Origin of the sequence: Streptomyces microflavus (assembly GCF_014650075.1) — a bacterium.
Taxonomy (GTDB): domain Bacteria; phylum Actinomycetota; class Actinomycetes; order Streptomycetales; family Streptomycetaceae; genus Streptomyces; species Streptomyces microflavus.
Genome location: NZ_BMUG01000005.1, coordinates 376,602 through 398,844 on the forward strand (window position 1 = coordinate 376,602; position 22,243 = coordinate 398,844).

General features: G+C 72.1%; 21 protein-coding genes. 14 read left to right on the top strand and 7 right to left on the bottom strand.

Annotated elements, in window-relative coordinates:
• Window positions 1-15 precede the first annotated feature (15 nt).
• From IE264_RS16820 to IE264_RS16835, 4 genes are read left to right on the top strand one after another with little or no spacing between them, the layout of a single operon-like run.
• On the top strand, window positions 16-831 hold the full coding sequence (locus IE264_RS16820) for a crotonase/enoyl-CoA hydratase family protein (RefSeq protein ID WP_032754956.1): 816 nt from the start codon (window positions 16-18) through the stop codon (window positions 829-831).
• A gap of 23 nt (window positions 832-854) precedes the next feature.
• Window positions 855-1,811 (top strand): Zn-ribbon domain-containing OB-fold protein, encoded by a 957-nt coding sequence (locus IE264_RS16825; RefSeq protein ID WP_032754478.1) that lies wholly within the window; start codon window positions 855-857, stop codon window positions 1,809-1,811.
• Window positions 1,812-2,864, top strand: coding sequence for a thiolase family protein (locus IE264_RS16830; protein ID WP_032754480.1), 1,053 nt, complete (start codon window positions 1,812-1,814; stop codon window positions 2,862-2,864).
• Window positions 2,857-4,023, top strand: a complete 1,167-nt coding sequence (locus IE264_RS16835; RefSeq protein ID WP_032754481.1) for a thiolase family protein — start codon at window positions 2,857-2,859, stop codon at window positions 4,021-4,023. The genes IE264_RS16830 and IE264_RS16835 overlap by 8 nt, the downstream gene beginning before the upstream one ends.
• Window positions 4,024-4,072: 49 nt before the next feature.
• Here IE264_RS16835 and IE264_RS16840 read toward each other — a convergent pair whose 3' ends face one another.
• Complete coding sequence (locus IE264_RS16840; protein ID WP_032754483.1) at window positions 4,073-5,650, bottom strand: hypothetical protein; 1,578 nt, start codon at window positions 5,648-5,650, stop codon at window positions 4,073-4,075.
• 271 nt (window positions 5,651-5,921) lie between these two features.
• Between IE264_RS16840 and IE264_RS16845 the strand changes: the two genes are divergently transcribed.
• Window positions 5,922-6,422 carry a hypothetical protein gene (locus IE264_RS16845; RefSeq protein WP_015606690.1) on the top strand — a complete coding sequence of 167 codons (501 nt, stop codon included), beginning with the start codon at window positions 5,922-5,924 and terminating at the stop codon, window positions 6,420-6,422.
• Between the two features lie 179 nt (window positions 6,423-6,601).
• Here the strand turns inward: IE264_RS16845 and IE264_RS16850 are convergent, their stop codons facing one another.
• From IE264_RS16850 to IE264_RS16860, 3 genes are all read right to left on the bottom strand, one after another.
• Window positions 6,602-8,815: a terpene synthase family protein gene (locus IE264_RS16850; protein WP_015606689.1), complete on the bottom strand. Its 2,214-nt coding sequence runs from the start codon at window positions 8,813-8,815 to the stop codon at window positions 6,602-6,604.
• A gap of 145 nt (window positions 8,816-8,960) precedes the next feature.
• The gene (locus tag IE264_RS16855; RefSeq protein WP_032754486.1) at window positions 8,961-9,677 is read right to left on the bottom strand and encodes a transglycosylase SLT domain-containing protein; all 717 of its coding nucleotides are present in this window, start codon (window positions 9,675-9,677) and stop codon (window positions 8,961-8,963) included.
• Window positions 9,678-10,273: 596 nt separating this feature from the next.
• Entirely contained in the window at window positions 10,274-11,410 is a 1,137-nt protein-coding gene (locus tag IE264_RS16860) for an aminoglycoside phosphotransferase family protein (protein WP_015606687.1), read from the bottom strand.
• A gap of 231 nt (window positions 11,411-11,641) precedes the next feature.
• On the opposite strand from IE264_RS16860, the gene IE264_RS16865 reads away from it, so the two are divergent.
• On the top strand, window positions 11,642-13,138 hold the full coding sequence (locus IE264_RS16865) for a DNA-binding protein NsdB (RefSeq protein ID WP_015606686.1): 1,497 nt from the start codon (window positions 11,642-11,644) through the stop codon (window positions 13,136-13,138).
• A 103-nt stretch (window positions 13,139-13,241) separates the two neighbouring features.
• Here the strand turns inward: IE264_RS16865 and IE264_RS16870 are convergent, their stop codons facing one another.
• Window positions 13,242-14,663 carry a PP2C family protein-serine/threonine phosphatase gene (locus IE264_RS16870; RefSeq protein WP_015606685.1) on the bottom strand — a complete coding sequence of 474 codons (1,422 nt, stop codon included), beginning with the start codon at window positions 14,661-14,663 and terminating at the stop codon, window positions 13,242-13,244.
• Window positions 14,664-14,936: 273 nt separating this feature from the next.
• Here IE264_RS16870 and IE264_RS16875 point away from each other — a divergent pair, with 273 nt between their 5' ends.
• From IE264_RS16875 to IE264_RS16885, 3 genes are all read left to right on the top strand, one after another.
• The gene (locus tag IE264_RS16875; RefSeq protein ID WP_032754488.1) at window positions 14,937-15,785 is read left to right on the top strand and encodes a phosphotransferase; all 849 of its coding nucleotides are present in this window, start codon (window positions 14,937-14,939) and stop codon (window positions 15,783-15,785) included.
• A 127-nt stretch (window positions 15,786-15,912) separates the two neighbouring features.
• The gene (gene rpmG, locus IE264_RS16880; RefSeq protein WP_015606683.1) at window positions 15,913-16,077 is read left to right on the top strand and encodes a 50S ribosomal protein L33; all 165 of its coding nucleotides are present in this window, start codon (window positions 15,913-15,915) and stop codon (window positions 16,075-16,077) included.
• 77 nt (window positions 16,078-16,154) lie between these two features.
• On the top strand, window positions 16,155-16,415 hold the full coding sequence (locus IE264_RS16885) for a type B 50S ribosomal protein L31 (RefSeq protein WP_015606682.1): 261 nt from the start codon (window positions 16,155-16,157) through the stop codon (window positions 16,413-16,415).
• A 222-nt stretch (window positions 16,416-16,637) separates the two neighbouring features.
• Here IE264_RS16885 and IE264_RS16890 read toward each other — a convergent pair whose 3' ends face one another.
• Together IE264_RS16890 and IE264_RS16895 are read right to left on the bottom strand one after the other, a co-directional pair.
• A complete protein-coding gene (locus IE264_RS16890; protein WP_032754959.1) occupies window positions 16,638-17,288 on the bottom strand; it encodes a YoaK family protein in 651 nt (216 codons plus the stop codon).
• 235 nt (window positions 17,289-17,523) lie between these two features.
• Window positions 17,524-18,024 carry a tetratricopeptide repeat protein gene (locus IE264_RS16895; protein WP_015606680.1) on the bottom strand — a complete coding sequence of 167 codons (501 nt, stop codon included), beginning with the start codon at window positions 18,022-18,024 and terminating at the stop codon, window positions 17,524-17,526.
• A gap of 145 nt (window positions 18,025-18,169) precedes the next feature.
• Here IE264_RS16895 and IE264_RS16900 point away from each other — a divergent pair, with 145 nt between their 5' ends.
• The 5 genes from IE264_RS16900 to IE264_RS16920 all read left to right on the top strand — a co-directional run bounded on the left by IE264_RS16900 (window position 18,170) and on the right by IE264_RS16920 (window position 22,242).
• Window positions 18,170-18,871, top strand: coding sequence for a VanZ family protein (locus IE264_RS16900; RefSeq protein WP_032754491.1), 702 nt, complete (start codon window positions 18,170-18,172; stop codon window positions 18,869-18,871).
• 132 nt (window positions 18,872-19,003) lie between these two features.
• A complete protein-coding gene (locus tag IE264_RS16905) occupies window positions 19,004-19,792 on the top strand; it encodes a DUF4389 domain-containing protein (protein WP_032754493.1) in 789 nt (262 codons plus the stop codon).
• An 87-nt stretch (window positions 19,793-19,879) separates the two neighbouring features.
• Window positions 19,880-20,584 carry a DUF4230 domain-containing protein gene (locus IE264_RS16910; RefSeq protein WP_031126561.1) on the top strand — a complete coding sequence of 235 codons (705 nt, stop codon included), beginning with the start codon at window positions 19,880-19,882 and terminating at the stop codon, window positions 20,582-20,584.
• Window positions 20,585-20,860: 276 nt separating this feature from the next.
• Window positions 20,861-21,376: a lytic polysaccharide monooxygenase auxiliary activity family 9 protein gene (locus tag IE264_RS16915; RefSeq protein ID WP_015606676.1), complete on the top strand. Its 516-nt coding sequence runs from the start codon at window positions 20,861-20,863 to the stop codon at window positions 21,374-21,376.
• Between the two features lie 194 nt (window positions 21,377-21,570).
• Window positions 21,571-22,242, top strand: a complete 672-nt coding sequence (locus IE264_RS16920) for a TNT domain-containing protein (protein WP_015606675.1) — start codon at window positions 21,571-21,573, stop codon at window positions 22,240-22,242.
• Window position 22,243 lies beyond the last annotated feature (1 nt).

Consider the following 22,243-nt stretch of genomic DNA (forward strand, 5'->3'; position numbering starts at 1 on the left):
AGACGGGAGTTCGTCATGGGCGGTACGGAACACCTCGGTACGGAACACCTCACCGTGGAGCGCCAGGGCGCCACGATGGTGCTCACCTTGAACAGACCACAGGCCAGGAACGCGCTGTCGCTGCCGATGCTCGTCGGCCTGTACGACGGGTGGCTCGCGGCCGACGCGGACGACGGGGTCCGCTCCGTCGTCCTGACCGGGGCGGGCGGCGCGTTCTGCTCCGGCATGGACCTCAAGGCGCTGGCGGGCGACGGGATGGAGGGCGAGGAGTACCGGGAGCGGATGACCGCCGACCCGGACCTGCACTGGAAGGCGATGCTGCGCCACCACCGCCCGCGCAAACCGGTGATCGCCGCCGTGGAAGGCCCGTGCGTCGCCGGCGGCACCGAGATCCTCCAGGGAACGGACATCCGGATCGCCGGGGCGGGCGCCACCTTCGGCCTCTTCGAGGTCCGCCGCGGCCTCTTCCCGATCGGCGGCTCCACCGTCCGGCTGCCCCGCCAGATCCCCCGCACCCACGCCCTCGAAATGCTCCTCACCGGCCGCCCCTACACCGCCGGGGAGGCTTCCGCCATCGGGCTCATCGGCAGGGTCGTGCCCGACGGTACCGCCCTGGAGGAGGCCCTCGCCGTCGCCGAGCGGATCAACGCCTGCGGGCCGCTCGCCGTCGAGGCGGTCAAGGCCTCGGTCTACGAGGGCGCCGAGCTGACCGAGAGCGAGGCGCTGGCCGCCGAACTCAAGCGCGGCTGGCCGGTGTTCGCGACCGAGGACGCCAAGGAGGGCGCCCGCGCCTTCGCCGAGAAGCGCCCGCCCGTCTACCGGCGCGCCTGAGCCCCGAGCCCATGGAGAGAGCCATGCCCGAAGTCCTCAGCGCCCCGCTGGTGGTCGAATTCCCCTTCACCCGATCTCTCGGCCCCGTCCAGAGCGCCTTCCTCACCGGACTGCGCGAACGCACCGTCCTCGGGGTCCGCACGGACGACGGCACCGTGCTCGTACCACCCGTCGAGTACGACCCCGTCAACGCGAACGAACTCCGCGAGCTCGTCGAGGTCGCCGCCACCGGCACCGTCACCACCTGGGCCTGGAACCCGGCCCCGCGCCGCAACCAGCCGCTGGGAACCCCGTTCGCCTGGGTGCTCGTCCGCCTCGACGGCGCCGCCACCGCGCTGCTGCACGCCCTGGACGCCCCCGGACCCGACGCCGTGCACACCGGGATGCGGGTCCGGATCCGCTGGGCCGCCGAGCGCACCGGCGCCATCACCGACATCGCCTGCTTCGAGCCGTACGAGGGTGAGCCGGGCCCGGGCGAACCCGCGCCGCACAACGGGGAGTTCACCGACCCCGTCACCGGCATCGTCGCCCCCGCCCGCCTCGACTACGTCCACACCCCCGGCCGCGCCCAGACCGCCTACCTCAAGGCCCTCGAAGGGCACCGCACCGTCGGTGAACGCTGCCCCGCCTGCCGCAAGGTCTACGTACCGCCGCGCGGAGCATGCCCCACCTGCGGCATCGCCACCGAGGAAGAGGTCGAGGTCGGCCCGCGCGGCACGGTCACCACGTTCTGCATCGTCAACATCAAGGCGAAGAACCTCGACATCGAAGTCCCGTACGTCTACGCCCACATCGCCCTAGACGGCGCCGACCTCGCCCTCCACGGCCGCATCGCCGGCATCCCGTACGACCAGGTCCGCATGGGCCTGCGCGTCGAACCCGTCTGGGCCGGTGCCGGCCGGGGGTCCCACCACCCCGACCACTACCGGCCCACCGGCGAGCCCGATGCCGACTACGACACGTACAAGGAGCTGGTGTAGATGCGAGACGTGGCGATCGTCGCCTTCGCCCAGACCGCACACCGGCGGCGTACCGACGAACTCTCCGAGGTCGACCTGCTGATGCCCGTCCTCCACGAGGTCCTCGGGGTAACGGGGTTGAAGGCCAACGAGATCGGGTTCACCTGCTCAGGCTCCGCCGACTACCTCGCCGGACGCGCCTTCTCCTTCACCATGGCCCTCGACGGCGTCGGCGCCCACCCGCCCATCTCCGAGTCCCACGTCGAGATGGACGGGGCCTGGGCGCTGTACGAGGCCTGGGTGAAGATCATGACCGGCGAGGCGGACACCGCGCTCGTCTACTCCTACGGCAAGTCCTCGCCCGGCGAGGTCCGCGACGTCCTCACCCGCCAGCTCGACCCGTACTACCTCGCCCCGCTCTGGCCGGACTCCGTCGCGCTCGCCGCCCTCCAGGCCCAGGCCCTCATCGACGCGGGCGACACCGACGAGGCGGCCCTCGCGGACATCGCCGCCCGCAGCCGCACCGACGCCACCGCCAACCCGCACGCCCAGCTCACCGGGGACACCCCCGCCGGCGAATACCTCGTGCGCCCACTGCGCACCGGCGACTGCCCGCCCATCGGGGACGGCGCCGCCGCCGTCATCCTCGCCGCCGGGGACACTGCCCGCGCTCTTTGCGCACGGCCCGCCTGGATCCGGGGCATCGACCACCGCATCGAGGCCCACAGCCTCGGCGTCCGCGACCTGACCGACTCACCCTCCACCCGGCTCGCCGCCCAGCACGCCGGAGCCTTCGAACGGCCCGTCGACACCGTCGAGTTGCACGCCCCGTTCACCTCGCAGGAGGTCGTCCTGCGCAAGGCCCTCGGGCTCGGCGAAGACACCCGTATCAACCCGTCCGGTGGCGCGCTCGCCGCCAACCCGATCATGGCGGCGGGCCTCATCCGGCTCGGCGAGGCCGCCGCCCGCATCCACCGCGGCGAGTCCGACCGGGCCCTCGCCCACGCCACCTCCGGGCCCTGCCTGCAGCAGAACCTGGTCGCCGTCCTGGAAGGGGAGAGCGCGCATGCCTAAGGAGCCCGTCGCCGTCGTCGGCATCGGCCAGACCAAGCACGTCGCCGCCCGGCACGACGTCTCCATCGCCGGACTGGTCCGCGAGGCGGCGGTCCGTGCCCTGGAGGACGCCGGACTGACCTGGAGCGACATCGACGCCGTCGTCATCGGCAAGGCGCCCGACTTCTTCGAGGGCGTCATGATGCCGGAGCTGTATCTCGCGGACGCCCTCGGAGCCGTCGGCAAGCCGATGCTCCGCGTCCACACGGCGGGCTCGGTCGGCGGCTCGACCGCACTCGTCGCCGCCAACCTCGTCGCCGCCCGCGTCCACCGGACCGTCCTGACCCTCGCCTTCGAGAAACAGTCCGAGTCCAACGCCATGTGGGGGCTCTCCCTGCCCGTCCCCTTCCAGCAGCCCCTGCTGGCCGGAGCCGGCGGCTTCTTCGCCCCGCACGTGCGCGCGTACATGCGCCGTACGGGAGCCCCCGACACGGTCGGCTCCCTCGTCGCGTACAAGGACCGCCGCAACGCGCTCAAGAACCCCTACGCGCACATCCACGACCCCGGCATCACCCTGGAGAAGGTCCAGGCCGCCCCCATGCTCTGGGACCCGATCCGCTACTCCGAGACCTGCCCCTCGTCCGACGGGGCCTGCGCGATGATCCTCACCGACCGGGAGGGCGCCGCCCGGGCACCGCACCCGCCGGCCTGGGTGCACGGGGGCGCGATGCGCAGCGAGCCGACGCTCTTCGCGGGCAAGGACTTCGTCTCCCCGCAGGCGGGCAAGGACTGCGCCGCCGACGTCTACCGGCAGGCCGGGATCACCGACCCGCGCCGGGAGATCGACGCCGTCGAGATGTACGTCCCCTTCTCCTGGTACGAGCCGATGTGGCTGGAGAACCTCGGCTTCGCCGGTGAGGGCGAGGGCTGGAAGCTCACCGAGGCGGGCGTCACCGAACTCGACGGCGACCTCCCGGTCAACCCCTCGGGCGGTGTGCTGTCCACCAACCCCATCGGCGCGTCCGGCATGATCCGCTTCGCCGAGGCGGCCCTCCAGGTACGGGGGAGGGCCGGCGAGCACCAGATCGACGGGGCCACCAGGGCGGTCGGCCACGCCTACGGCGGCGGGGCGCAGTTCTTCGCCATGTGGCTCGTCGGATCGGAGCCCCCGCCGGGGTGAGACCCCGGGCCGCTGCCCGCTGCCCGCTGCCCGCTGCCCGCTGCCCGCCTCAGGGCAGGGGGCAGCTGACCTGCAGCACCCGTTCGGCCAGCCGGCCCGTGAGGCGGCCGTCGGTGACGGCGGCCTCGGCGAGCCAGTCCGCCGCGGTCAACTGCTCCACCAGAGGCTCCAGTTCGTCGGGCTCGACGGCACACCAGGAGGTGAGGGCCGCCACGTCGATGCCCTCGCCGTCGGCACCCAGCCGTCCGTCGGTACTGGTCCGGACCGCCAGGGCCAGGGCGAGGAGCCGGGTGGCGGCACCGGTCTTCTTCTTGCGCAGCTTCTTGTCACCGACGACCCGCTGGGCCCACCCGCTGAGCTTGGGACGCGTCTTCCGGCCGAAGTCGAACGGGCCCTGTCCGTCGTCGTCGGGCATCAGGGACGGGATGGTGATCGGGGTGGGGCTCTCGGGCCGGGACTCGAGCAGATCGTCGGCGGTGCCGGGGATGGACAGCCACCCGGAGTCGACGAGCCGCCCGATCAGCTCCTCGGGCTCCGTCAGGGGCAGCCCCCTGACGTCCTGCCCCACCAGGTTGCCGGTGCCGGTGAGCGCCGAGCGCAGGGTCAGCATCACCGCCATCAGACGGGCCTCCGGGCCGGGCAGCGGGGTGTGCTCGGCGACATGGGCGAGGACCGTGCGTGCGTGCTCCCACTGGGTGAGACCGGGCAGCAGACGGTTGGTGACCTCGCCCTCGCCGACCGGGCTCTGGCCGGTGCGCTGCTGGTGCTGGAGGAGAGCGGCGTCGGCCGCCTGCTCGGCGCGCCGGGCCTCCAGCACCAGCTCGGTCACCCCGGAGACCTCCGCCCAGATGCGGAAGGCCTTCGCCTTACGGGAGTGGAGATCGGCGAGCTCCGCCAGATCGGGTTCGGGGCGCTGCTGGTAGGCACGGAAGAGGTCGCCCAGCTCGATCAGTTCGTCACGCAGGGCGACCGGGTGCAGATCGTGCGGCACGATCCGCTGCGCGATCTTCCCGTACCGACGGCTGAGCCGGGGCTTCGGGGTGCGGGGGGCGGGCACCCCCTGCGTGGTGGGGGCCGCGGAGGACGGGGCGTGGGAGAAGTGCGGGCCGATCGCACCGGCCGGACGGTCGGCGCCGGCCCGGGCTCCTGCCGCGGGGTGCGGTCCGGTGACGGCCGGCCCGGCGGCGGCCGGGGCCGTGGCCGGGGCGGTGGCGACGATCTTCGCGGACGAGTGGGCGGCCGCGCAGCGCGCGCAGCACTCCAGCGCCCGCCACCAGCGGCCCTGCCGGTCGTTGATGACGGCCATGACGACCGGGCCCCCGCACCGCGACGGCACGGCACGCTCGCGCGGGCCCGCGTCCCGGACGTGCGTGTGGCACTCCTCGGCCCGGCAGGCGCAGTACGCCTCGGGACGGGGTCCCGAGGCGGCTCGCAGATGTGTCGCGAGGTGCGCGACGGCCGCCGTGCGGCCGGCGGCTGCGGTGGGAAGGACCTGGGGGGTGCAGGCCGGACGGCTGCACGAGACGCGCACTGTCGCACCGCCCCGGTCGGCCGCGTCCAGGCGCACCGTCCACGCGCGTCCCGCCACCCGTTCTTCCAGCCCGCTCACTGTGCCCTCCACCGTCATCCTGTCCTCTCTTCCGGCGCACCGCCGTTCCCGCACGCACCGCTGCCGCGACGGACGGGGCACGGCGGTGGATCCAACGCTATGCGGCACGGGGCCCCGAAGTGGGCGAACTTGCTCCGATTCCACGCGGAAGAGTCTCTGCCGGGCGCCCTGTGATGCCTGCGGACCTCCCCCGCGATGCCCGCCGGTGGGCGCGGGGCCGGTGTCGCAGGGCGGTGATCCGCCCCGGGCCCGGCTCCGCAACGTGAGCCGGGCCACGTAACATGTCAGCATGTCCTTCCTCCGCCGCCGTAGCGCCGCAACACCCGCGGGCCCGGACTTCGATGTCCTGGCCATGGACCCGGGGGACTGGCCCGGCAACCTCGGCGCCGGTCTGCTCCCCGCGCCCGACGGCAGCTGCCAGGGCGTCTTTCTCCGTTACGACCTGTACGGCGGCCGCGGCCCGGCCATGGTCATCGGCAATCTCCCGGCCGGTTCGCCCGCCCGCGAGACCGAGGACGGCCAGGTTCCGTTCGAGGTGGCGCAGCTGCTGCTGGCCCTGGAGAACGACGAGCCGATCGAGGTCGTCAGCAGCGAGGACGTCCCTGTGATGCAGGGCGACAACCTGCTGATCGTCCGCCGGGTGAAGCTCTCGGAGAGCCGTATCGCCTGCGTCCAGTTCGATCGCAGCGACGGGGTGCTCGTGACCATCGCCAGCTGGGACCGGCCCATCACCGACGATCTGTACACCCTCCTCAAGCCCCTTCCCGCAGAGCTGTTCCAGCAGGGCTGAAACGTCTCTGCATAGGCCGCCCGAATATGCCGGGCGGCCTATTTTCATGCTTGCGTGGGACTTCTTACGCCTGCCTGGGGCTCTTCATGCCTGCCTGGGGCCCGCCGGATGCCGACGGCCCGCCGTGAGGTGCTCACGGCGGGCCGTCGGCCGGGATCCGCAGGGACGCCGGACCAGGACTAACCCCTGCTGCCCGCCAGTTCTGCCATCAGCCGGGTCACCTGTGCCGCCGAGGTGCCGAGCCCCGTGGGGCCGCTGAGGTGCCAGGGGGCGGCGTGCCCGCCCCGCAGGTCCTCCTCGCGGTACCGGCGGCAGCCCCGGTGCCAGATCAGGATGCCCGCGATCCAGTGCTTGAGCTCCAGCACATAGCCCGCCAGCACTTCCCGCGCCCCGGCGTCCAGATCGAAGTCGTCGTACAGCACCGGGAGTTCGACTTCCGCCACATGGAGGAACTGACGCAGCCGGGAGTTCATCAGGTCGTGCACGATCGCCACGCCCGTCGGATAGTCGACCCCGAAGAAGTTCTGCACGACCAGGACGCCGTTGTGCACCTCACCCTCGTACTCGATCTCCTTCTGGTACGAGAACAGGTCGTTCATCAGGCACGCGTAGTCCGCCGCGGCGTTCTCCAGCGACCGCATCGGGCCGCTGCGGTAGACCGCTTCGGGAACCGTCTTGCCGTGTCCGAGCCGGCACAGGCTCATCGTCAGGTCCGAACCGAAGGTCGCCCGCCGCATCTCGACGTAGTCGACCGGATCGGGGATACGGTTCTGCGCCTGGTTGGCCAGCTCCCACAGCCAGCTCGCGGTCATCGACTCGATCGCGTCCCGGAAGGTGCGCCGCCCGCCCAGGTCCATCGGCGCCGCGGTCCGCTGCCACAGATCGCCCAGCGAGCGCTCCAGCGCGTTCACCGGCTCCGGGGTGGATTCGCCGTCCAGCGGCATGAAGAGCGAGAGCCGCTCATTGGCCAGCCGTGCCCCCGCCAGGTCCCTGGCCCGCCCGTGCACCACGGGGAACCAGTCGTCGCCGTACGTCCCCCAGGCCAGCCACCCCGAGGAGAGGTCCAGCTCGTCCGGGGTCGCGTCCGGGTGCAGCCCCGCCGCGCACAGGGGCAGGTCGATCGCGATGATCCGGTCCTCGTCCCAGATGTGCGAGCCCGGAACCCCCGGCTGCGCCTCCAGGATGCCCATCCGGCGCGCCCAGTCGACGAGCCGGAGCCGGGCACCCTCCAGGTGCGGGCTCAGCGTCGTCCCGAACGGCAGGTCGAGGTCGGGGATCAGGGAGGGGCCCACGTGCTGGTACGGCAGATGGCTGTGGCTGCGGGCCCGCGCCGTCTCCGAACGCGGTGTGAACTTGATCGAGGCGGCGGACATGCCGAAGCCCGCCACCGCCTCGCCGGCCCCGCCGCCGTTCATGTACCGGCTGGAGCGCATGTGCCATTCGTGGCCGCCGGACTGCCAGTCCTGGAGCCCCTTGACGTACGCGAGGACGGACGCGGTACGCGCCGGATCGAGGCCCCTCTCCGCGCAGAGCGGGCCCAGCTCGGTGAGGGCGGTGTTCTCGAACTGCTGGAGCCGTGAGGTGAGCAGGTCGTTGACGGCCTCGGCGGCCTCCTGAGTGGAGCAGCCGAGGAACTTCTCCAGGACCAGGACCCCGTTGCTGTTCTCGCCCTCGTCCTCGACCTCGCGCTGGTACGAGAACAGGTCGTTGCGCAGGTGCACCCCGTCGGAGAAGGCGTCGCGCAGGACCCGCAGCGGGCGGGAGTCGGCCACTTCGGCGGGTACCTCGGCGTCGGCCGCGTACTCCACGAGCCCGGCGGACCAGGGGGCGCCGCCGACCTTGCGGCGCATCTCGATGTACTCGACGGGGTTCGCGATGCGCCCCTCGTTGATGTTGGAGAGCTCCCACATCGACTCGTTGAGCAGGTTCTCCGTGGCCTCCGCGAACCGGGCCCGCCAGGCGTCCGACATCGCGGGGACCGTGCGCGTCCACAGATCGGCGAGGCCCGCCTCGACGGGGTTCTCCGGCTCAGGTGTCGCGGCCCCGCGCTCCATGGGCATGAAGGCGGGCAGCCGGTCCAGATACCGCTTGGCGCCCGCACGGTCGGGCGTGCGCTTGAACAGTTCCAGGAAGTGGTCGTCGAAGAAGAAGACCCACACGTACCAGTCGGTGACCAGGGACAGTGCCTCGGCCGAGCAGTCGGGGTGGGTGTAGGCGCAGAGCAGGGCGTAGTCGTGCGCCTCCAGGTCCTTCTCCTCCCAGATGCCGGATCCCTCCAGCATCCCCATGGAGCGTGCCCACTGACGGGTGTGCGCCCGTGCCGCCTCCACATGAGGGTTGAGCCGTGCCGGATACGGAACATAGAAGTCCGGCAGTGAGAAGGGCTGTGCCATGTGCGTCAGGCCTTTCCAGAAGCCTCCGCGCGGAGTGCGCGCGGACCAGTGGTGTCCGCGCCAGCACTACCCTTCGGCCATCCGGGGCACGCATAACAGCGATTAGTCACATAATCGCGGGGGCCCGCTCGGTGGCGGAGTCGACTCAGTAGGCGGAGTCGACGTTGTCGATCGAGCCGTACCGGTCCGCGGCGTAGTTCGCGGCGGCGGTGATGTTGGCGACCGGGTCGGTGAGCTTCTTCGGGGTGCCCTTGACGTGGTACGTGTCGAAGGTGGGCTGGATCACCTGGAGCAGGCCCTTGGAGGGAATGCCGTTCTGCGCGTTGATGTCCCAGTCGTTGACGGCGTTCGGGTTGCCGCTGGACTCGCGCATGATGTTGCGGTGCAGCCCCTCGTAGGAGCCGGGGATGTTCTTCTTCTTCATGATGTCGAGCGACTCGCGTATCCAGCCGTCGAGGTTGTTCTTGTACTGCTTGGGCGCGGCGACGGCCTTGCGCTCGGTGGAGCGGTTGGCGGCCTGCTTCTCGGAGCGCTCCTTCTCGGCGGTCTTCTTCGCCGCCGCCTTGCGCTCCGCCACAGCCTTCTCCGTGGCGGCCTTGCGGTCGGCCACGGCCTTCTTCGCCGCTGCCTCGTTCGCGGCCGCCCTCTTCGCGGCGGTCTCCGTGGCGGCCTTCTTTGCCGCGATCTCCTTCGCCGTGGGGACGCCTTCGGCGATCTTCTCGGCGGCGATGGAGGACTTGGCCGCGGTGGGCTGTGCCTCGCTCTGCCCGCCGGTCGCGGCGATGGCCGTGACGGAACCGGCCGCGACGAGCACGGCGGTGGCGAGCTTGTGGGAGCGGGTGATGCGGATGGTGCGGGGCATGCGTGAGCTCTTCCTGTTGGGGACGGGATCTGCGGCCCGTGGCCGCGTGAGCAGAGACCGAGGGGGATCGGCTGCCGACCGCCGGTGGGCGCTCGTCGCAGGCTCGGTCTCGGTGCTTGCCGGGATCCATGGTTAACGGCCACCGACACAGGAAGCAATGACCCCATTTACTACTACTGGTAGTAGATGGGGCGGAATACCGTTTTCGGGCGTTTCGTCGCGCCGCAGGGGAGGGGCCGCAGCCACTACCGGACGTCGTAGGTGACGTGGGTCTCGTGGCGCGCCTCACCCGGCGAGGGCTCCGGGATGCCGCTGAGTCAGCGCCCGGTCACACGGGGCCGCGCCTCACGCCGGGCGTCCGGGCCGCCGGAACGAGCCGTCGAGCGGCTGCCGGAAGCTCCCCTCGGCCGAAGTGACAGACGCAGAACAGCGCGCTGCGGGACCGGTGTGTCGGCACCGGCCCCGCAACGCGCTTCCTCTACACAGTGGCTTCTCAGTCGTGGGCCCTGGTCGTGGGTCTTAGGGGGAAGGCGGGCGTGCCGCCCTCCCCCTAAGACCCACGCGGCCGCGCCGTCGGCGCGGCGTCGCGCGCGGCCTCAGCGCGTCCCGACCGCCGCCCGCACCGCCCGCCGCGCCATCGCGCAGTCGTCGTGCAGCCTGCGCAGCAGCAGCCGCTGCTCCTCGCCCGAGGAGAGCGCACCGGGCCGGTCCTGGCCCGCGCCCGCCGCGGGCGCCTCGCGCATGGTGCGCTGCACAGCCGTCTCGTAATTACGGATCTCGCGGGTCAGGACGAGCATCAGGTTCACCAGGAACGCGTCCCGCGCGGCCGGCCCCCTGGCCTGGGCGAGCTGGCTGATCTGGCGCCGCGCCACCGGGGCGTCACCGAGCACCGCCCACAGGGTCGCCAGGTCGTAGCCCGGCAGGTACCAGCCCGCGTGCTCCCAGTCGACCAGCACAGGACCGGTCGGTGACAGCAGGATGTTGGAGAGCAGTGCGTCACCGTGGCAGAACTGCCCCATGCCCTGGCGCCCGCCCGCCTGGGCCAGACCGTGCAGCAGCTTCTGCAGATCGCCCAGGTCGCGATCGGTGAACAGCCCGAGCTCGTGATAGCGCGCGATCCGTGACGCGTAGTCGAGCGGCGCCTCGAACAGCCCGGGCGGCGGCCGCCAGGCGTTCACCCGGGCGATCGCACCGAGCGCGGCACGGATGTCGGCCCGTGGGGGCGCCTCCGCGGGGTGGCGGGTCAGCGCGGCCACCCGGCCGGGCATCCGCTCGATCACCAGCGTGCAGTTCTCCGGGTCCGCCGCGATCAGCCGGGGCACCCGAACCGGGGGGCGGTGCCGGACGAACGCGCGGTACGCCGCTATTTCGTGCTGGAACCGCTCCGTCCAGGCGGGGGAGTGGTCCAGTAAACACTTCGCCACGGCGGTGGCCCGCCCGGTCGTACCCACGATCAGGACCGAACGGCCGCTGCGCCGCAGGACCTGGACCGGGTTGAACTCGGGGCAGATGCGCTGCACGGAGGCGATGGCCATCCGCACCTGGGCGCCCTGCGGCCCGGAGAGGTCGATTCTTCCGCTGAGGGGTCCGGCACCCGGTCCCGCCGCCCGCCGGGTCCGGCCCAGACCCTGCGCCGGTGCGCCGGCGTGGGGGGCGAGATACGGCCCGCCGCCCGTCCCCATGGGACGGAGCGGCCGGGGCGGGGCGGACACGGAGGACGATGCTGTGTACATGGGCGAGACAGGTCCCTTCGTGCGCCGACAAGTTACGTGCGCCAACCCGGCCGACGGCCGTTCGGCACCCTGGGGAGTACCTAGGGCTGCCGGGCGGGGTGGCGCTTTCCTACCTGACACCGGGGCGCGGGTGGCAGACCATCTGGCGGACCCTGGCGAACCCTGGCGAATAGTCCCGGCGCATCTGACAGGGGGTTAGTGTCAAGTCAGCCGAGAACCTGGGGGCTTGACGTGACCGGAGAACCCAACACCCGCCTTTCTGACCTGTTCGGCCTGGCCGGCTGGTCCAAGGGCGAACTCGCGAGAATGGTGAACCGGCAGGCGGCGGCCATGGGCCACCCGCAGCTGGCCACCGACACCTCGCGGGTCAGGCGCTGGATCGACAGGGGGGAGTCCCCCCGTGATCCCGTGCCCGAAGTGCTGGCAGCCCTGTTCACCGAGCGGCTCGGCCGTGTCGTGACCATCGAGGACCTCGGGTTCGGCCGGCGCGGGCGTGTGGGGAAACGGCGTGACTCAGGGACGGAACACGATCCCGATCAACTGCCGTGGGCGCCCGAACGGACGGCAGCGGTCCTCACCGAATTCACGGGAATGGACCTCATGCTCAACCGACGCGGCTTGGTGGGTGCGGGCGCCGCGCTCGCCGCCGGCTCCACCATCGCCGGCCCCATGTACGAATGGCTGCACAGCAACCCCGCTCCGGCGGCCGATGCTCCACGCGCCAACGACCCCCAGCACGCCGACCCCGCCGGTTTCGACCGGTACGAGGCCGCGCCCGTGGGATCCGAGGAGATCGAGGCACTGGAGCACTCGGTCGAGGTGTTCCGCGCCTGGGACGCCTCCCGCGGCGGCGGACTCCAGCGCAAGGCCGTCGTGGGCCAGCTCAACGAGGTGGGCGGCATGCTCGCCTACCGCCACCCCGACCATCTCCAGCGCCGCCTCTGGGGCGTCGCCGCCAACCTCGCCGTACTCGCGGGCTGGATGTCCCACGACGTCGGCCTCGAACCCACCGCCCAGAAGTACTTCATCATCGCCGCCCACGCGGCCCGGGAAGGCGGCGACCGGCCGCGCGCCGGTGAGGCGCTCTCCCGCGCCGCCCGCCAGATGGTCCACCTGAACCGCCCCGACGACGCCCTCGACCTGATGAAGCTGGCCAAGTCCGGCTCGGGGGACGAGACCCTGCCCCGTACGCAGGCGATGCTGCGCACCATCGAGGCCTGGGCACAGGCGGCGATGGGCCGGGGCCAGGCCATGCGGCGCACCCTCGGTGAGGCGGAGGAGCTCTTCGTCTCGGACAGGGGAGACGTACCGCCGCCGAGCTGGATGCAGATGTTCGACGAGGCCGACATGCACGGCATGCAGGCCCTGGCGTTCCGCACCCTGGCCGAGCACGACCCGGCGGCCGCGCCCATCGCCCAGCGCCACGCCAAGCTGGCCCTGGAGCTGCGGGTCAACGGACGTCAGCGGTCCAAGCTCTTCGACCACATCTCGCTCGCCTCGGCCTGCTTCATCGCCAACGACCCCGAACAGGGCGACCGTTACGCCCGGCTCGCCCTGGTGTCGATGGGGGAGACCTCCTCGCACCGCACCTGGGACCGGCTGCGCGAAATGTACCGGCTCACCGGCCAGTTCGCGGGTTACGCCAAGATCCAGGACCTCCGCGAGCAGATCGAGCGCTCACTGCCGCAGAGCCCGGTCGCCAAGAAAGCCAGGGGTGCGCAGGCCTGACCTCCGTACGCGTCCGCCGACGGAGGCCGTAACCGCCGCGCGTACCCGACGTCATGACGCCCCGGCAGCACTCACCACCGGTCCTGCGCGCGCACGCGCCCCCTCACGCCCCGATCCGGGCGACCAGCACACACGCGTCGTCCAGGCGCTCGGTCCCGCCGAACTCCTCGACCACGCCCCGCACGCACTCCTGTGCCGTACGGGCCTGTGCGAACCGGGGGGCGAGGGCGAGCAGCTCCTCCGGGCCCGCACCCCGGTCGCTGCGCCGCGTCAGGCCGTCCGTGTGCAGCACCAGCACATCGCCGGGGAGCAGGCGCACCTCGTCCTGCTCGTAGGCGACCCGGGACGCGGCACCGAGCAGCACTCCGTCCGGGGGCGGCAGCTGCCGCCCCGTTCCGTCGCGGAAGAGCAGCGGCGCGGGGTGTCCCGCCTGCGCCCAGGAGAGGAGGCCGGTCGCCGGGTCGAAGCGGCAGCACAGGGCGCTGCCCAGGGCGGGCTGTACCGACGTTTCGAGGAGGTGGTTGAGGTGACCCATCAGGGCGCCGGGCTCGATACCGGCGACGGCCATACCGCGCAGCGCACCGAGCATCATGGCCATCGCCGACGTGGCGGGGATCCCGTGCCCGGTCAGATCGCCGACGGTCAGCAGGGTCCGGCCGTCCGGCAGCTCCATCGCGTCGTACCAGTCGCCGCCGATGAGGCCGCTGGACGCGGAAGGGAGGTAGTGGGCGGCGATGTCCAGGGCGCCGGGGCCCTGCTGCGGGAGGCGTAACGAACCGCGCCACGGCGGCAGGACGGTCTCCTGGAGCTCCACCGCCATCCGGTGCTCCGTGCGCTCGATGCGCTCGTCGGTCTGCGCCGAGTCCCGGGTCCGGCTGACGGTCTCCTCGCTGCGGCGCAGCTCGCTGACGTCCCGCAGCACGGCCCACATGGAGGCGGTGCAGCCCTCGGAGTCGAGGACCGGTTCGCCCGTCATGTGGAGCGTGCGCACCCGGCTGTCGGGGAGCACGATGCGGAACTCCCCGTCCATCGGCCGCCCGTCCACGAGGCAGCCCGTGACCATGGAGGTCAGCTTGGGCTGGTCGTCGGGGAGCAGTACGGACGGCAGGTCGTCCAGGGAGAGCGGTGGCGAACCGGGCGGCCGGCCGAAGATCTCGTACAACTCCTCCGACCAGCTGACCTCGTCGGTGAGGAGGTTCCACTCGGCGCTGCCCACCCGGTTCGGCGGGGAACCGGCCGGCGGGCCGTCCACCCGTGCGTCGCCGTCCCGGGGGGCGGAGCGCTGGGCCGGCAGACCGGCCTTGAGCTGACCGAGCTGTTCGCCGAGGTTGTCCAGGTGCTGGACGGCCAGGTCGCACAGGGCGCGCTGCCAGCGGGCCTGGGGGCCGTCCTCGTCGGTCACCGCGTTCCGTCCCACGGCGTCCACGTCTCCGCGCAGCCGGCGCGTGCGGTGGATCAAGGCGTCGACGGCATCGTGCGCGGGGGGCTGTGGTGCGGGGCGGTCCGCGAACAGATGGGACGGCATCTCGTACTCCGATACAGGCGCGGTGCGGCCGGGTCTCAGGGGTCGACCGCTATCGACTGTCGCACAGGCTGCGGCGGCCCGTAAGGGATTCTGCAACACTCGATGCGTTGTTGCTTCTGGCATATGCCACAGGCTGACCGGGCGGGGAGAACCTCCGAACGGGCGTACGGATAGGGGGTGTTGGCCTGCCCCAGTGGCATAGGCGCCCGCCGGTACAGCCGCTGGTCGCAAATGCGTGTGCGCATGGCGGAGCCGCCCGGCAGGATGCCTCGCATGTCCGAAGAGCCGAGTGTCATCCTTCCCCCGCGGTCCGTTCTCGACGCCTTCGGTGTCGGCGGCACCCCCGAGCCGCTGGCCGGCGGTCAGGGGCGCAGCGTGCGGGTCGGCGGGGCCGTCCTGAAGCCCGCCGAGGGGGCCGAGGAGGAGTGGGAGTGGGCCGCTTCCGTGTTCGAGCGGCTGCCCCGGGGCGCCGGCTTCCGCGTGCCGCGGCCGCTGCGGTCGGCGGACGGGCGCGGGGTCGTCGAGGGCTGGACGGCCGCCGAGTTCGTGGAGGGCCGCCCCGGCCCCCGGGGGCAGTGGCCCGGGGTCGTCGCCACCGGCCGCGCCCTTCACGCCGCCCTGCGGACGCAGCCCCGCCCCGGCTTCCTCGACCGCCGTACGCATCCCTGGGCGGTGGCCGACCGGGTCGCCTGGGGTGAGCAGAAGGCCGACGTGGTCGCGGAGCTCGCCGAGCCGCTGTCGGCCCTGCTGGCCCTGCGCAGGCCCGTGGAGGCGGCGGCGCAGCTCATCCACGGCGACCTGACCGGCAATGTGCTCTTCGCGCCCGGCCGGGACCCCGCCGTCATCGACTTCTCCCCCTACTGGCGGCCGTCCCTCTATGCGGAGGCCGTGGTGATCGGGGACGGCCTGCTCTGGTACACCCCCGCCCCCGCTCTCCAGGCCGGCGGGGGAGGCGATCCCCGCTGGCGCCAGATGCTGATCCGGGCCCTGATCTTCCGGCTGGTCGCGCTGAGCGGGCTGGTCGGCCCGTCCTGGCGCGCCGGAGAGAGGGAGGCCGCCCGGTTCCGGGCGGCGACGGAGGCCGTGGAGCGCGGACCCGACGGGGGCTGGGCGCATCCCTGACGGCTGCCGGACGGGGGCGATCCGGTCCGGGAATGCCGACGCGGTGCGCCGCGTTATGCCATCGGAACGAAAACGAATCCCATTCCCGTTACGGGGGTGGAGTCGTCGAGCACCACGGGAGGCGCCCATGGCGCGCAGCGAACTCAGGCCCGTCGTGACCCTCCGGTCCACCGCCGGAACGGGCAGCAGCTATGTGACCCGCAAGAACCGCCGCAACACCCCCGACCGGCTGGAACTGCGCAAGTTCGACTCGGCCGCCGGGCAGCACGTGCTTTTCCGCGAAGCCCGCTGACCGCAGCCTTCGGCAGCCCGGAAGAGGCCCGTCGCTCTGTACGTCACCGCCATCGGCGGTGAGGAAGGAACGCATCGATGAAGTCCCGTATCCATCCCGTCTCCCGCCCCGTGGTCTTCCGTGACCGCGCCGCGGACGTCGCCTTCCTGACCCGCTCGACCGCCGACTCGGGCGAGCGCGTGACATGGGAGGACGGCAACACCTACCCCGTCATCGACGTGGAGACCTCGTCGGCGAGCCACCCCTTCTACACCGGGGGCCGTCAGGTGCTCGACACGGCAGGCCGCGTCGAGCGGTTCCGCCGCCGCTACGGCACCGAGGACGCGTCCCGTAGCTGACGGGACCGGCTCCGTCGAAGGTGGAACCGGGAATTCCGTGCCATGGATCACATCCATGGGGGCGGGTTCCCGGGAACAGCCGTAGATGGTTTATCGTTCATCTATACGTGGGTGTGAGGGGGACAGTGTCCCCGGGCCTCACCAACAGCACATGGGGAAGATCGCACAGCCGAAGCCCCATGGAGCTCCTCGCCGAGAGGCGACCGCCCTTCATACCCGCACTCAAGCCGCCCCGGCTGGATTCCCCCGATCCGGCCGGGGCTTCCCCGTACCCGGCCGCCGCCCTCGGCCCGGCGCGGTTTCCAGGACCAGCGCTCCCACCGCCAGCACCACCGCCCCCAGCGCGGCCCCGGGGCTCCACCACCGCTCCGCCACGGCCGCGAGCGCCGCCCCGGCCACCACCGCCCCCAGCCGGCCCAGCACCCAGACGTCCGCCGGCTCCAGCTCCCGTACCGCCGCGCGGCCGGCCAGCGAGGTGAGGGTCCCGGTGAAATAGTTCGTCGGCGTCACCCGGATGCGCCCCTGGATCCCCATCGCCAGCGACACGAGGGCCAGCAGCCCGAGCCGGTCACCGTACGACGCCACCAGATCCAGCCCCCACAACGCGGCCGCCGCCCCGAGCAGAACGGTCTCGGCCAGCAGCATCACCCGGAGCCGCAGCCCCAGCCGCCCGGCCATCAGAGCGCCGGACGCGGCCCCGCAGGCGTACGCCGCCAAGGCGGTGACGACCCGCAGCGCCACACCGTCCTCGCCCGCTCCGGCGGCCGAGGCCCCGAGCAGGACCAGATTCCCGGTCATCACCCCCGCGAAGACCTGTCCCACACAGAGGAAGACGAACGCGTCGGCCGCCCCGGAAGCCGCGGACAGGAACAGCAGCGCCCACGCATCCCGTCGCGCAGGACCGTCGGCAAGCGGCGCGGCGGAGGAGGAGGACGCGGAGGGCGAGGGAGGCGAGGGCGGGGGAGCGGAGTGCACGCGAGCATTCTCGGTACGCGCGCGCTCCGGAACCGCTCCCGGCGCCAGGCGCGGCGCGCCGCGTGCCGGTGCCCGGGGCTACTGGATCCCGTACCCGGGGCGCGGGGTCCGGGTCACCGGGCCCGGAGCCCGGTCACATCGTCTCGTGGAGATCCTTCGCGTAGTGCTCGATGGCCGGCCGGTACGTCTGGACATGCCGGTCGTCACTGGTCGACGCCACCAGCCGCAGCAGCAGCTGCATCGCCTCGTGGTGCTCCTCCGTGTTGAACAGGGCCATCGCCAGGAAGGTCTGCAGCGCCCCGTCGTCCGGGAACTCCTCGACGCCCCGGCGGAGCGTCTCCACGGCCTGCCCGTACCGCCCGAGCACCCGGTAGGTACTGCCGAGCCCGAGCAGCGCCCCCCGCCGGTCCTCCGCCCCGAGCCCCGTCCCCGCCAGGCTGCGTTCGTAGTACGCCACCGCCTCGGTCTCCAGGCCCAGGACGTCGTGGACCCAGGCGGTCCGGTAGGCCACCTCCGCGTCGTCGGGGAACCGCGTGGTCAGCGCGAGCAGCCGCTCGCGCGCCTCCCCGGCCCGGCCCTCCTCGCGCAGCCGGTCGGTCTCGGCCAGCAGGTCCTTCTTCTCACGTGCGCTCATCCGCCCATCGTCGCAGGCGGCACCGGACAGCCGGGCGTTTTTCAGGCCCGGATGCCCGCCCGCGTGTTTTCCGCCCCGGCGGGGGCACCTGTCCGCCATGACTGCAGAGACGAAACCCCGTACGCGACAGGGGACATGGCTACGCGTGTTGCTGAGGGTGACCGTCCTGACGGTGGTGCTGCTGGGGCTGGTGGCGTTCTCCCTGTTCCTGGCCAAGGTGACGCTCACCCCGTCACCGGCCTCCGAGGACATCGTCACATCGAATCTGCAGCCGGGCCGGTCGCTGCGCCAGTACGCCGAGGACTACACCTTCCTCGCCGCGTGCAAGCAGGCGGGCGGAAACCTGCTGCTCGGTGTGCCCTTCGGGCTGCTGCTCCCGTTCATCGTGCCGCGCCGCCTGCGGATGATCAGCATGACGCTGCTGACCGGGGCCGTCATGGTCCTCGTGGAGCTGATCCAGGGTGCCCTGGTCGCCGGCCGCGCCTTCGACATCGACGACGTCATCCTCAACACGGCGGGGGCCCTGCTCGCCTACCTGCTGGTGGGCCGCCGGATCAGCCACCACTACCACGCGCACGCGCACACCCCCCTGGCCGAGCCGGAGAAGCCCGCCCCGCAGCCGAAGGGCGCGGCGAAGGCGACGGCCTCCCGGACCGGGACGAAGGCCCCGGCGAAGACCGGGACGAAGACCCGGGCCACGGCCAAGGCGAAGGAACCGTCCAAGGCCGGGGCGGGGACCGGTGGCACACGCCTGGGGAAGGCCAGGGGTTCGGGCGGGCGCCACAACGGCGACGGCGACCGGCCCGGCTCCGGCCGCGCCCTGCTGGACCGGCTCCGCAGGCGCTGACCACAGGGGCCGACACACGCTCCTCCCACCCGTTCGGGCCGCGGCCGTTTGCGGGCCGTCCCGGGCGGCCGCAGCGTGGGGGCACGTCCTGCGCGCGGATGCCGTACGGACCCCCTGCCGAGGAGGAGCGTCATGGCCGACGGCCGATGGAGCCCGGGCCGCAAGGAGGCCGACGCCGACGAGTTCAGGCCCGTCCTCGACATCGTCGAGCCCGGCCACCAGCGCCGGCTGACGGTCCTGCTGCGCCTGCTCCTGCTGATCCCCCACTTCGTCGTGCTCTTCGTCCTGCACATCGCGGCCTTCTTCACCGTCATCGTGGGCTGGTTCGCCGCCCTGGTGCTGGGGCGGCTGCCCGACCCCGTCTTCCGGTTCCTCGCCCGGTTCCTCGGGTACGACATGCGCGTGTCGGCGAGCCAGATGCTGCTGATCGACCGCTACCCGCCCTTCGCCCTGACGCCGCCGCCGGACTACCCGGTCCAGATCGACGTACGCCCCACCGCCCTCAACCGGCTCGCGGTCCTCTTCCGGATCTTCCTGATGATCCCGGCGGCGATCGTGCAGAGCCTCGCGGTCTACGGGTGGTGGGCGCTGTCCTTCGTCTGGTGGCTCATCACGCTCGTCCTCGGCCGGATGCCGCGCCCCCTGTTCGAAGCGACGGCTGCCACTCTGCGCTACCGGATGCGGTTCACCGCGTACGCCATGATGCTCACCCCGGCCTACCCCAAGGGCCTCTTCGGCGACGACGACCTCGCCGTATCGCAGGGGCACTCCCGCTCCGCCACCCGGCCGCTGGTGATGAGCAGCGCAGGCAAGTGGCTCGTGGTGCTCTTCCTGGTGCTCGGTATCGCGGGCAACGTCACCACATCGGTGACCACCTCCACCACCTCCGACGACACCACGGAGCTGTCTGGCCGCCCGTGAGGCCCCTCGTCTGCATCCGTCTACCCGAACTGGCCCATTTCGCAGGGGAGATGGGTTGAAAACGCGTCGGCGGGTCACATGCAGTCCATGACGTCCAGCGACGCAACCACGGATCCCGCCCCGCAGAGCGGGAAGAAGCGCACGCCCCGACCCGGGCGGGGAGTGCTGAAGATCGTCGGCATCGGCGCGGCGGTCCTGGCCCTGCTGTTCGCCGGCGGCAGGCTCAGTCTGCTGCCGAGCCTCGACGGCCTCTTCGGGGAGGAGACCCACGACCGGTCGGGCCCCGCGGTCCTCAAGTCGATCCAGGACATGAGCGCGTACGAGGCGGCCTCGGGCAACTTCCAGGTCGTCGTCGACCTGGAGAAGGACGCGAAGTTCCTGCCCGACGCGGTACGCGGCACCCGCACCCTGTTCGTCGGCGCGGGCACCGTCGACGCCTCCGTCGACCTGGGCAAGGTCGGCGAGGACGGCGTGGTCATCAACGAGGACCGCACCACCGCCGAGATCCGCCTGCCGCGCGCGGTGCTGGGCAAGCCGGCCCTGGACCCGGACCGCTCCTACGCCGTCTCCAAACAGCGCGGCCTCTTCGACCGGCTCGGCGACCTCTTCTCCGACAATCCGAGCAGTGAACAGGCGGTCAACCAGCTGGCCGTCCGGCACATCGGTGAGGCGGCGAAGGAGAGCGGGCTGACCGCCCGCGCCGAGAAGAACACCGCCGACATGCTGAAGGGGCTGCTCGGCTCCCTCGGCTTCGAGCGCGTCACGGTCCGCTACGGCGACGACCAGGGCTGATGGTGCCCCCACGGCCCGGCGCGGTGACCGTCCGTCGCGGACCGCGCCCGGCCGGCGTCCCTCCCGCCCCAGGCGCCCCACCCTTGACGCGTACGCGACGGTGAGTATGGTCTAGGCCAAGTGCAAGGCCTTTCCGGTACCGGTCATCAGGCCTGTCCGGCAAGGGACTTGCAGCCCTTCGCGCCTCGTTGGCCCCACACTCGCGAGGCCTCGCCGCCTAAGCCGGGCCCCCCACGGCCCGCCACCGCGCGGTGCGGTCTCATGTGAAGGAGAAGCATGCACGCGAAAAGGAAGACCGCACTCGCCGTCGGTGCCGTTCTCGCCCCGGTCCTCGCCCTGAGCCTCCCGGCGGGCTCCGCCAGCGCCCACGGCTACATCTCCAACCCGCCCAGCAGGCAGGCGCAGTGCGCCGCCGGCACGGTCAGCTGCGGCTCGATCAGCTACGAACCGCAGAGTGTCGAGGGCCCGAAGGGGCTCACCAGCTGCAGCGGCGGCAACAGCGGGTTCGCCGAACTCGACGACGACTCCAAGGGCTGGGCGGTCACCCCGGTGAACCGCTCGCAGCAGTTCGAGTGGAAGCTCACCGCCCGGCACTCGACCAGCACCTGGCAGTACTTCGTCGGCGGCGAGAAGATCGCCGAGTTCGACGACGGCGGCGCGCAGCCCGGCGCGACCGTCACCCATCAGGTCGACTTCGGCAACAAGACCGGTCAGCAGAAGGTCCTCGCGGTCTGGAACATCGCGGACACCGTCAACGCCTTCTACGCCTGCATCGACGTCAACGTCAGCTGACCGCAGGCCCTGTTCCATCCGTCGCGCCCCGGCCGGGCCCCAGCTCCACCCGGCCGGGGCGCGGTGCTGTTCCCCCAAGGACCGGCACGGTCCGTCATGGCCGGAAAGCGGCATGGCGCGGCTGCTCCAGGTAGCCGAGCGGTTACCCTTCGTCAGCTGTCTGATTGATCATCAGTGCTTGAGGGGATTCCTGAATGAACCGCATGCGTACCGTACTTGCCGCGCTCGGCATCACCGCCGGACTGATCACCGCCCCCGCCGCGAACGCCGCCCCGCAGCCCGACGCCCCGGTGGCCGCCGAGCGGCACGAACCCTGCACCGGCGAATACCGCGGCGACGCCCGGCTCGGCCCGAAGTGGCTGCCGAACAAGCGCCTGGCCCCGGTCGGCCCGCTCCTGAAGGGCTACCAGCGCACCGGAGAGCTGTCCCCGCAGGCCTTCCTCAAGAAGTACTGGGAGGGGCCCGCGGACACCGGAAGCTGGAAGTACCCGCCCAACGACGGCTTCGCCGAGGTCAACGGCGAGATCGACAAGGAGCCCTCCAAGCTCCGCCCAGGCCAGCGCCTGGACCGCTTCGGCTCCGAGTACGGCGGCTACCTGGCCCCGGCCGGCGACGCCTACGCCGAGCGCGCCCTGCCCCCGCAGAACCTCAACACCCGTGAAGCGGCGACCCCCTGCGACTACCGCGTCTACAAGGTGGCGAAGCCCTTCTGGGTCTGGCAGGGCAGCATCGCCCCGTGGTTCGAGCAGCCCGGCGGCGGCCAGCAGATCAAGCTCGACGCCGTCTTCCTGAACCCGGGCGAGGGCGAGCGGCTGAACGTGAAGTGGCTGCTGGACCACGGCTACCTCACGTCCGCGGGCGCGTAAC

What these genes read in the sequence shown, in the direction of transcription:
- IE264_RS16820 (WP_032754956.1), top strand. Translation starts at nt 16, where the DNA reads ATGGGCGGTACGGAACACCTCGGTACGGAACACCTCACCGTGGAGCGC.
- IE264_RS16825 (WP_032754478.1), top strand. Translation starts at nt 855, where the DNA reads ATGCCCGAAGTCCTCAGCGCCCCGCTGGTGGTCGAATTCCCCTTCACC.
- IE264_RS16830 (WP_032754480.1), top strand. Translation starts at nt 1,812, where the DNA reads ATGCGAGACGTGGCGATCGTCGCCTTCGCCCAGACCGCACACCGGCGG.
- IE264_RS16835 (WP_032754481.1), top strand. Translation starts at nt 2,857, where the DNA reads ATGCCTAAGGAGCCCGTCGCCGTCGTCGGCATCGGCCAGACCAAGCAC.
- IE264_RS16840 (WP_032754483.1), bottom strand. Translation starts at nt 5,650, where the DNA reads ATGACGGTGGAGGGCACAGTGAGCGGGCTGGAAGAACGGGTGGCGGGA.
- IE264_RS16845 (WP_015606690.1), top strand. Translation starts at nt 5,922, where the DNA reads ATGTCCTTCCTCCGCCGCCGTAGCGCCGCAACACCCGCGGGCCCGGAC.
- IE264_RS16850 (WP_015606689.1), bottom strand. Translation starts at nt 8,815, where the DNA reads ATGGCACAGCCCTTCTCACTGCCGGACTTCTATGTTCCGTATCCGGCA.
- IE264_RS16855 (WP_032754486.1), bottom strand. Translation starts at nt 9,677, where the DNA reads ATGCCCCGCACCATCCGCATCACCCGCTCCCACAAGCTCGCCACCGCC.
- IE264_RS16860 (WP_015606687.1), bottom strand. Translation starts at nt 11,410, where the DNA reads ATGTACACAGCATCGTCCTCCGTGTCCGCCCCGCCCCGGCCGCTCCGT.
- IE264_RS16870 (WP_015606685.1), bottom strand. Translation starts at nt 14,663, where the DNA reads ATGCCGTCCCATCTGTTCGCGGACCGCCCCGCACCACAGCCCCCCGCG.
- IE264_RS16875 (WP_032754488.1), top strand. Translation starts at nt 14,937, where the DNA reads ATGTCCGAAGAGCCGAGTGTCATCCTTCCCCCGCGGTCCGTTCTCGAC.
- rpmG (WP_015606683.1), top strand. Translation starts at nt 15,913, where the DNA reads ATGGCGCGCAGCGAACTCAGGCCCGTCGTGACCCTCCGGTCCACCGCC.
- IE264_RS16885 (WP_015606682.1), top strand. Translation starts at nt 16,155, where the DNA reads ATGAAGTCCCGTATCCATCCCGTCTCCCGCCCCGTGGTCTTCCGTGAC.
- IE264_RS16895 (WP_015606680.1), bottom strand. Translation starts at nt 18,024, where the DNA reads ATGAGCGCACGTGAGAAGAAGGACCTGCTGGCCGAGACCGACCGGCTG.
- IE264_RS16905 (WP_032754493.1), top strand. Translation starts at nt 19,004, where the DNA reads ATGGCCGACGGCCGATGGAGCCCGGGCCGCAAGGAGGCCGACGCCGAC.
- IE264_RS16910 (WP_031126561.1), top strand. Translation starts at nt 19,880, where the DNA reads ATGACGTCCAGCGACGCAACCACGGATCCCGCCCCGCAGAGCGGGAAG.
- IE264_RS16915 (WP_015606676.1), top strand. Translation starts at nt 20,861, where the DNA reads ATGCACGCGAAAAGGAAGACCGCACTCGCCGTCGGTGCCGTTCTCGCC.
- IE264_RS16920 (WP_015606675.1), top strand. Translation starts at nt 21,571, where the DNA reads ATGAACCGCATGCGTACCGTACTTGCCGCGCTCGGCATCACCGCCGGA.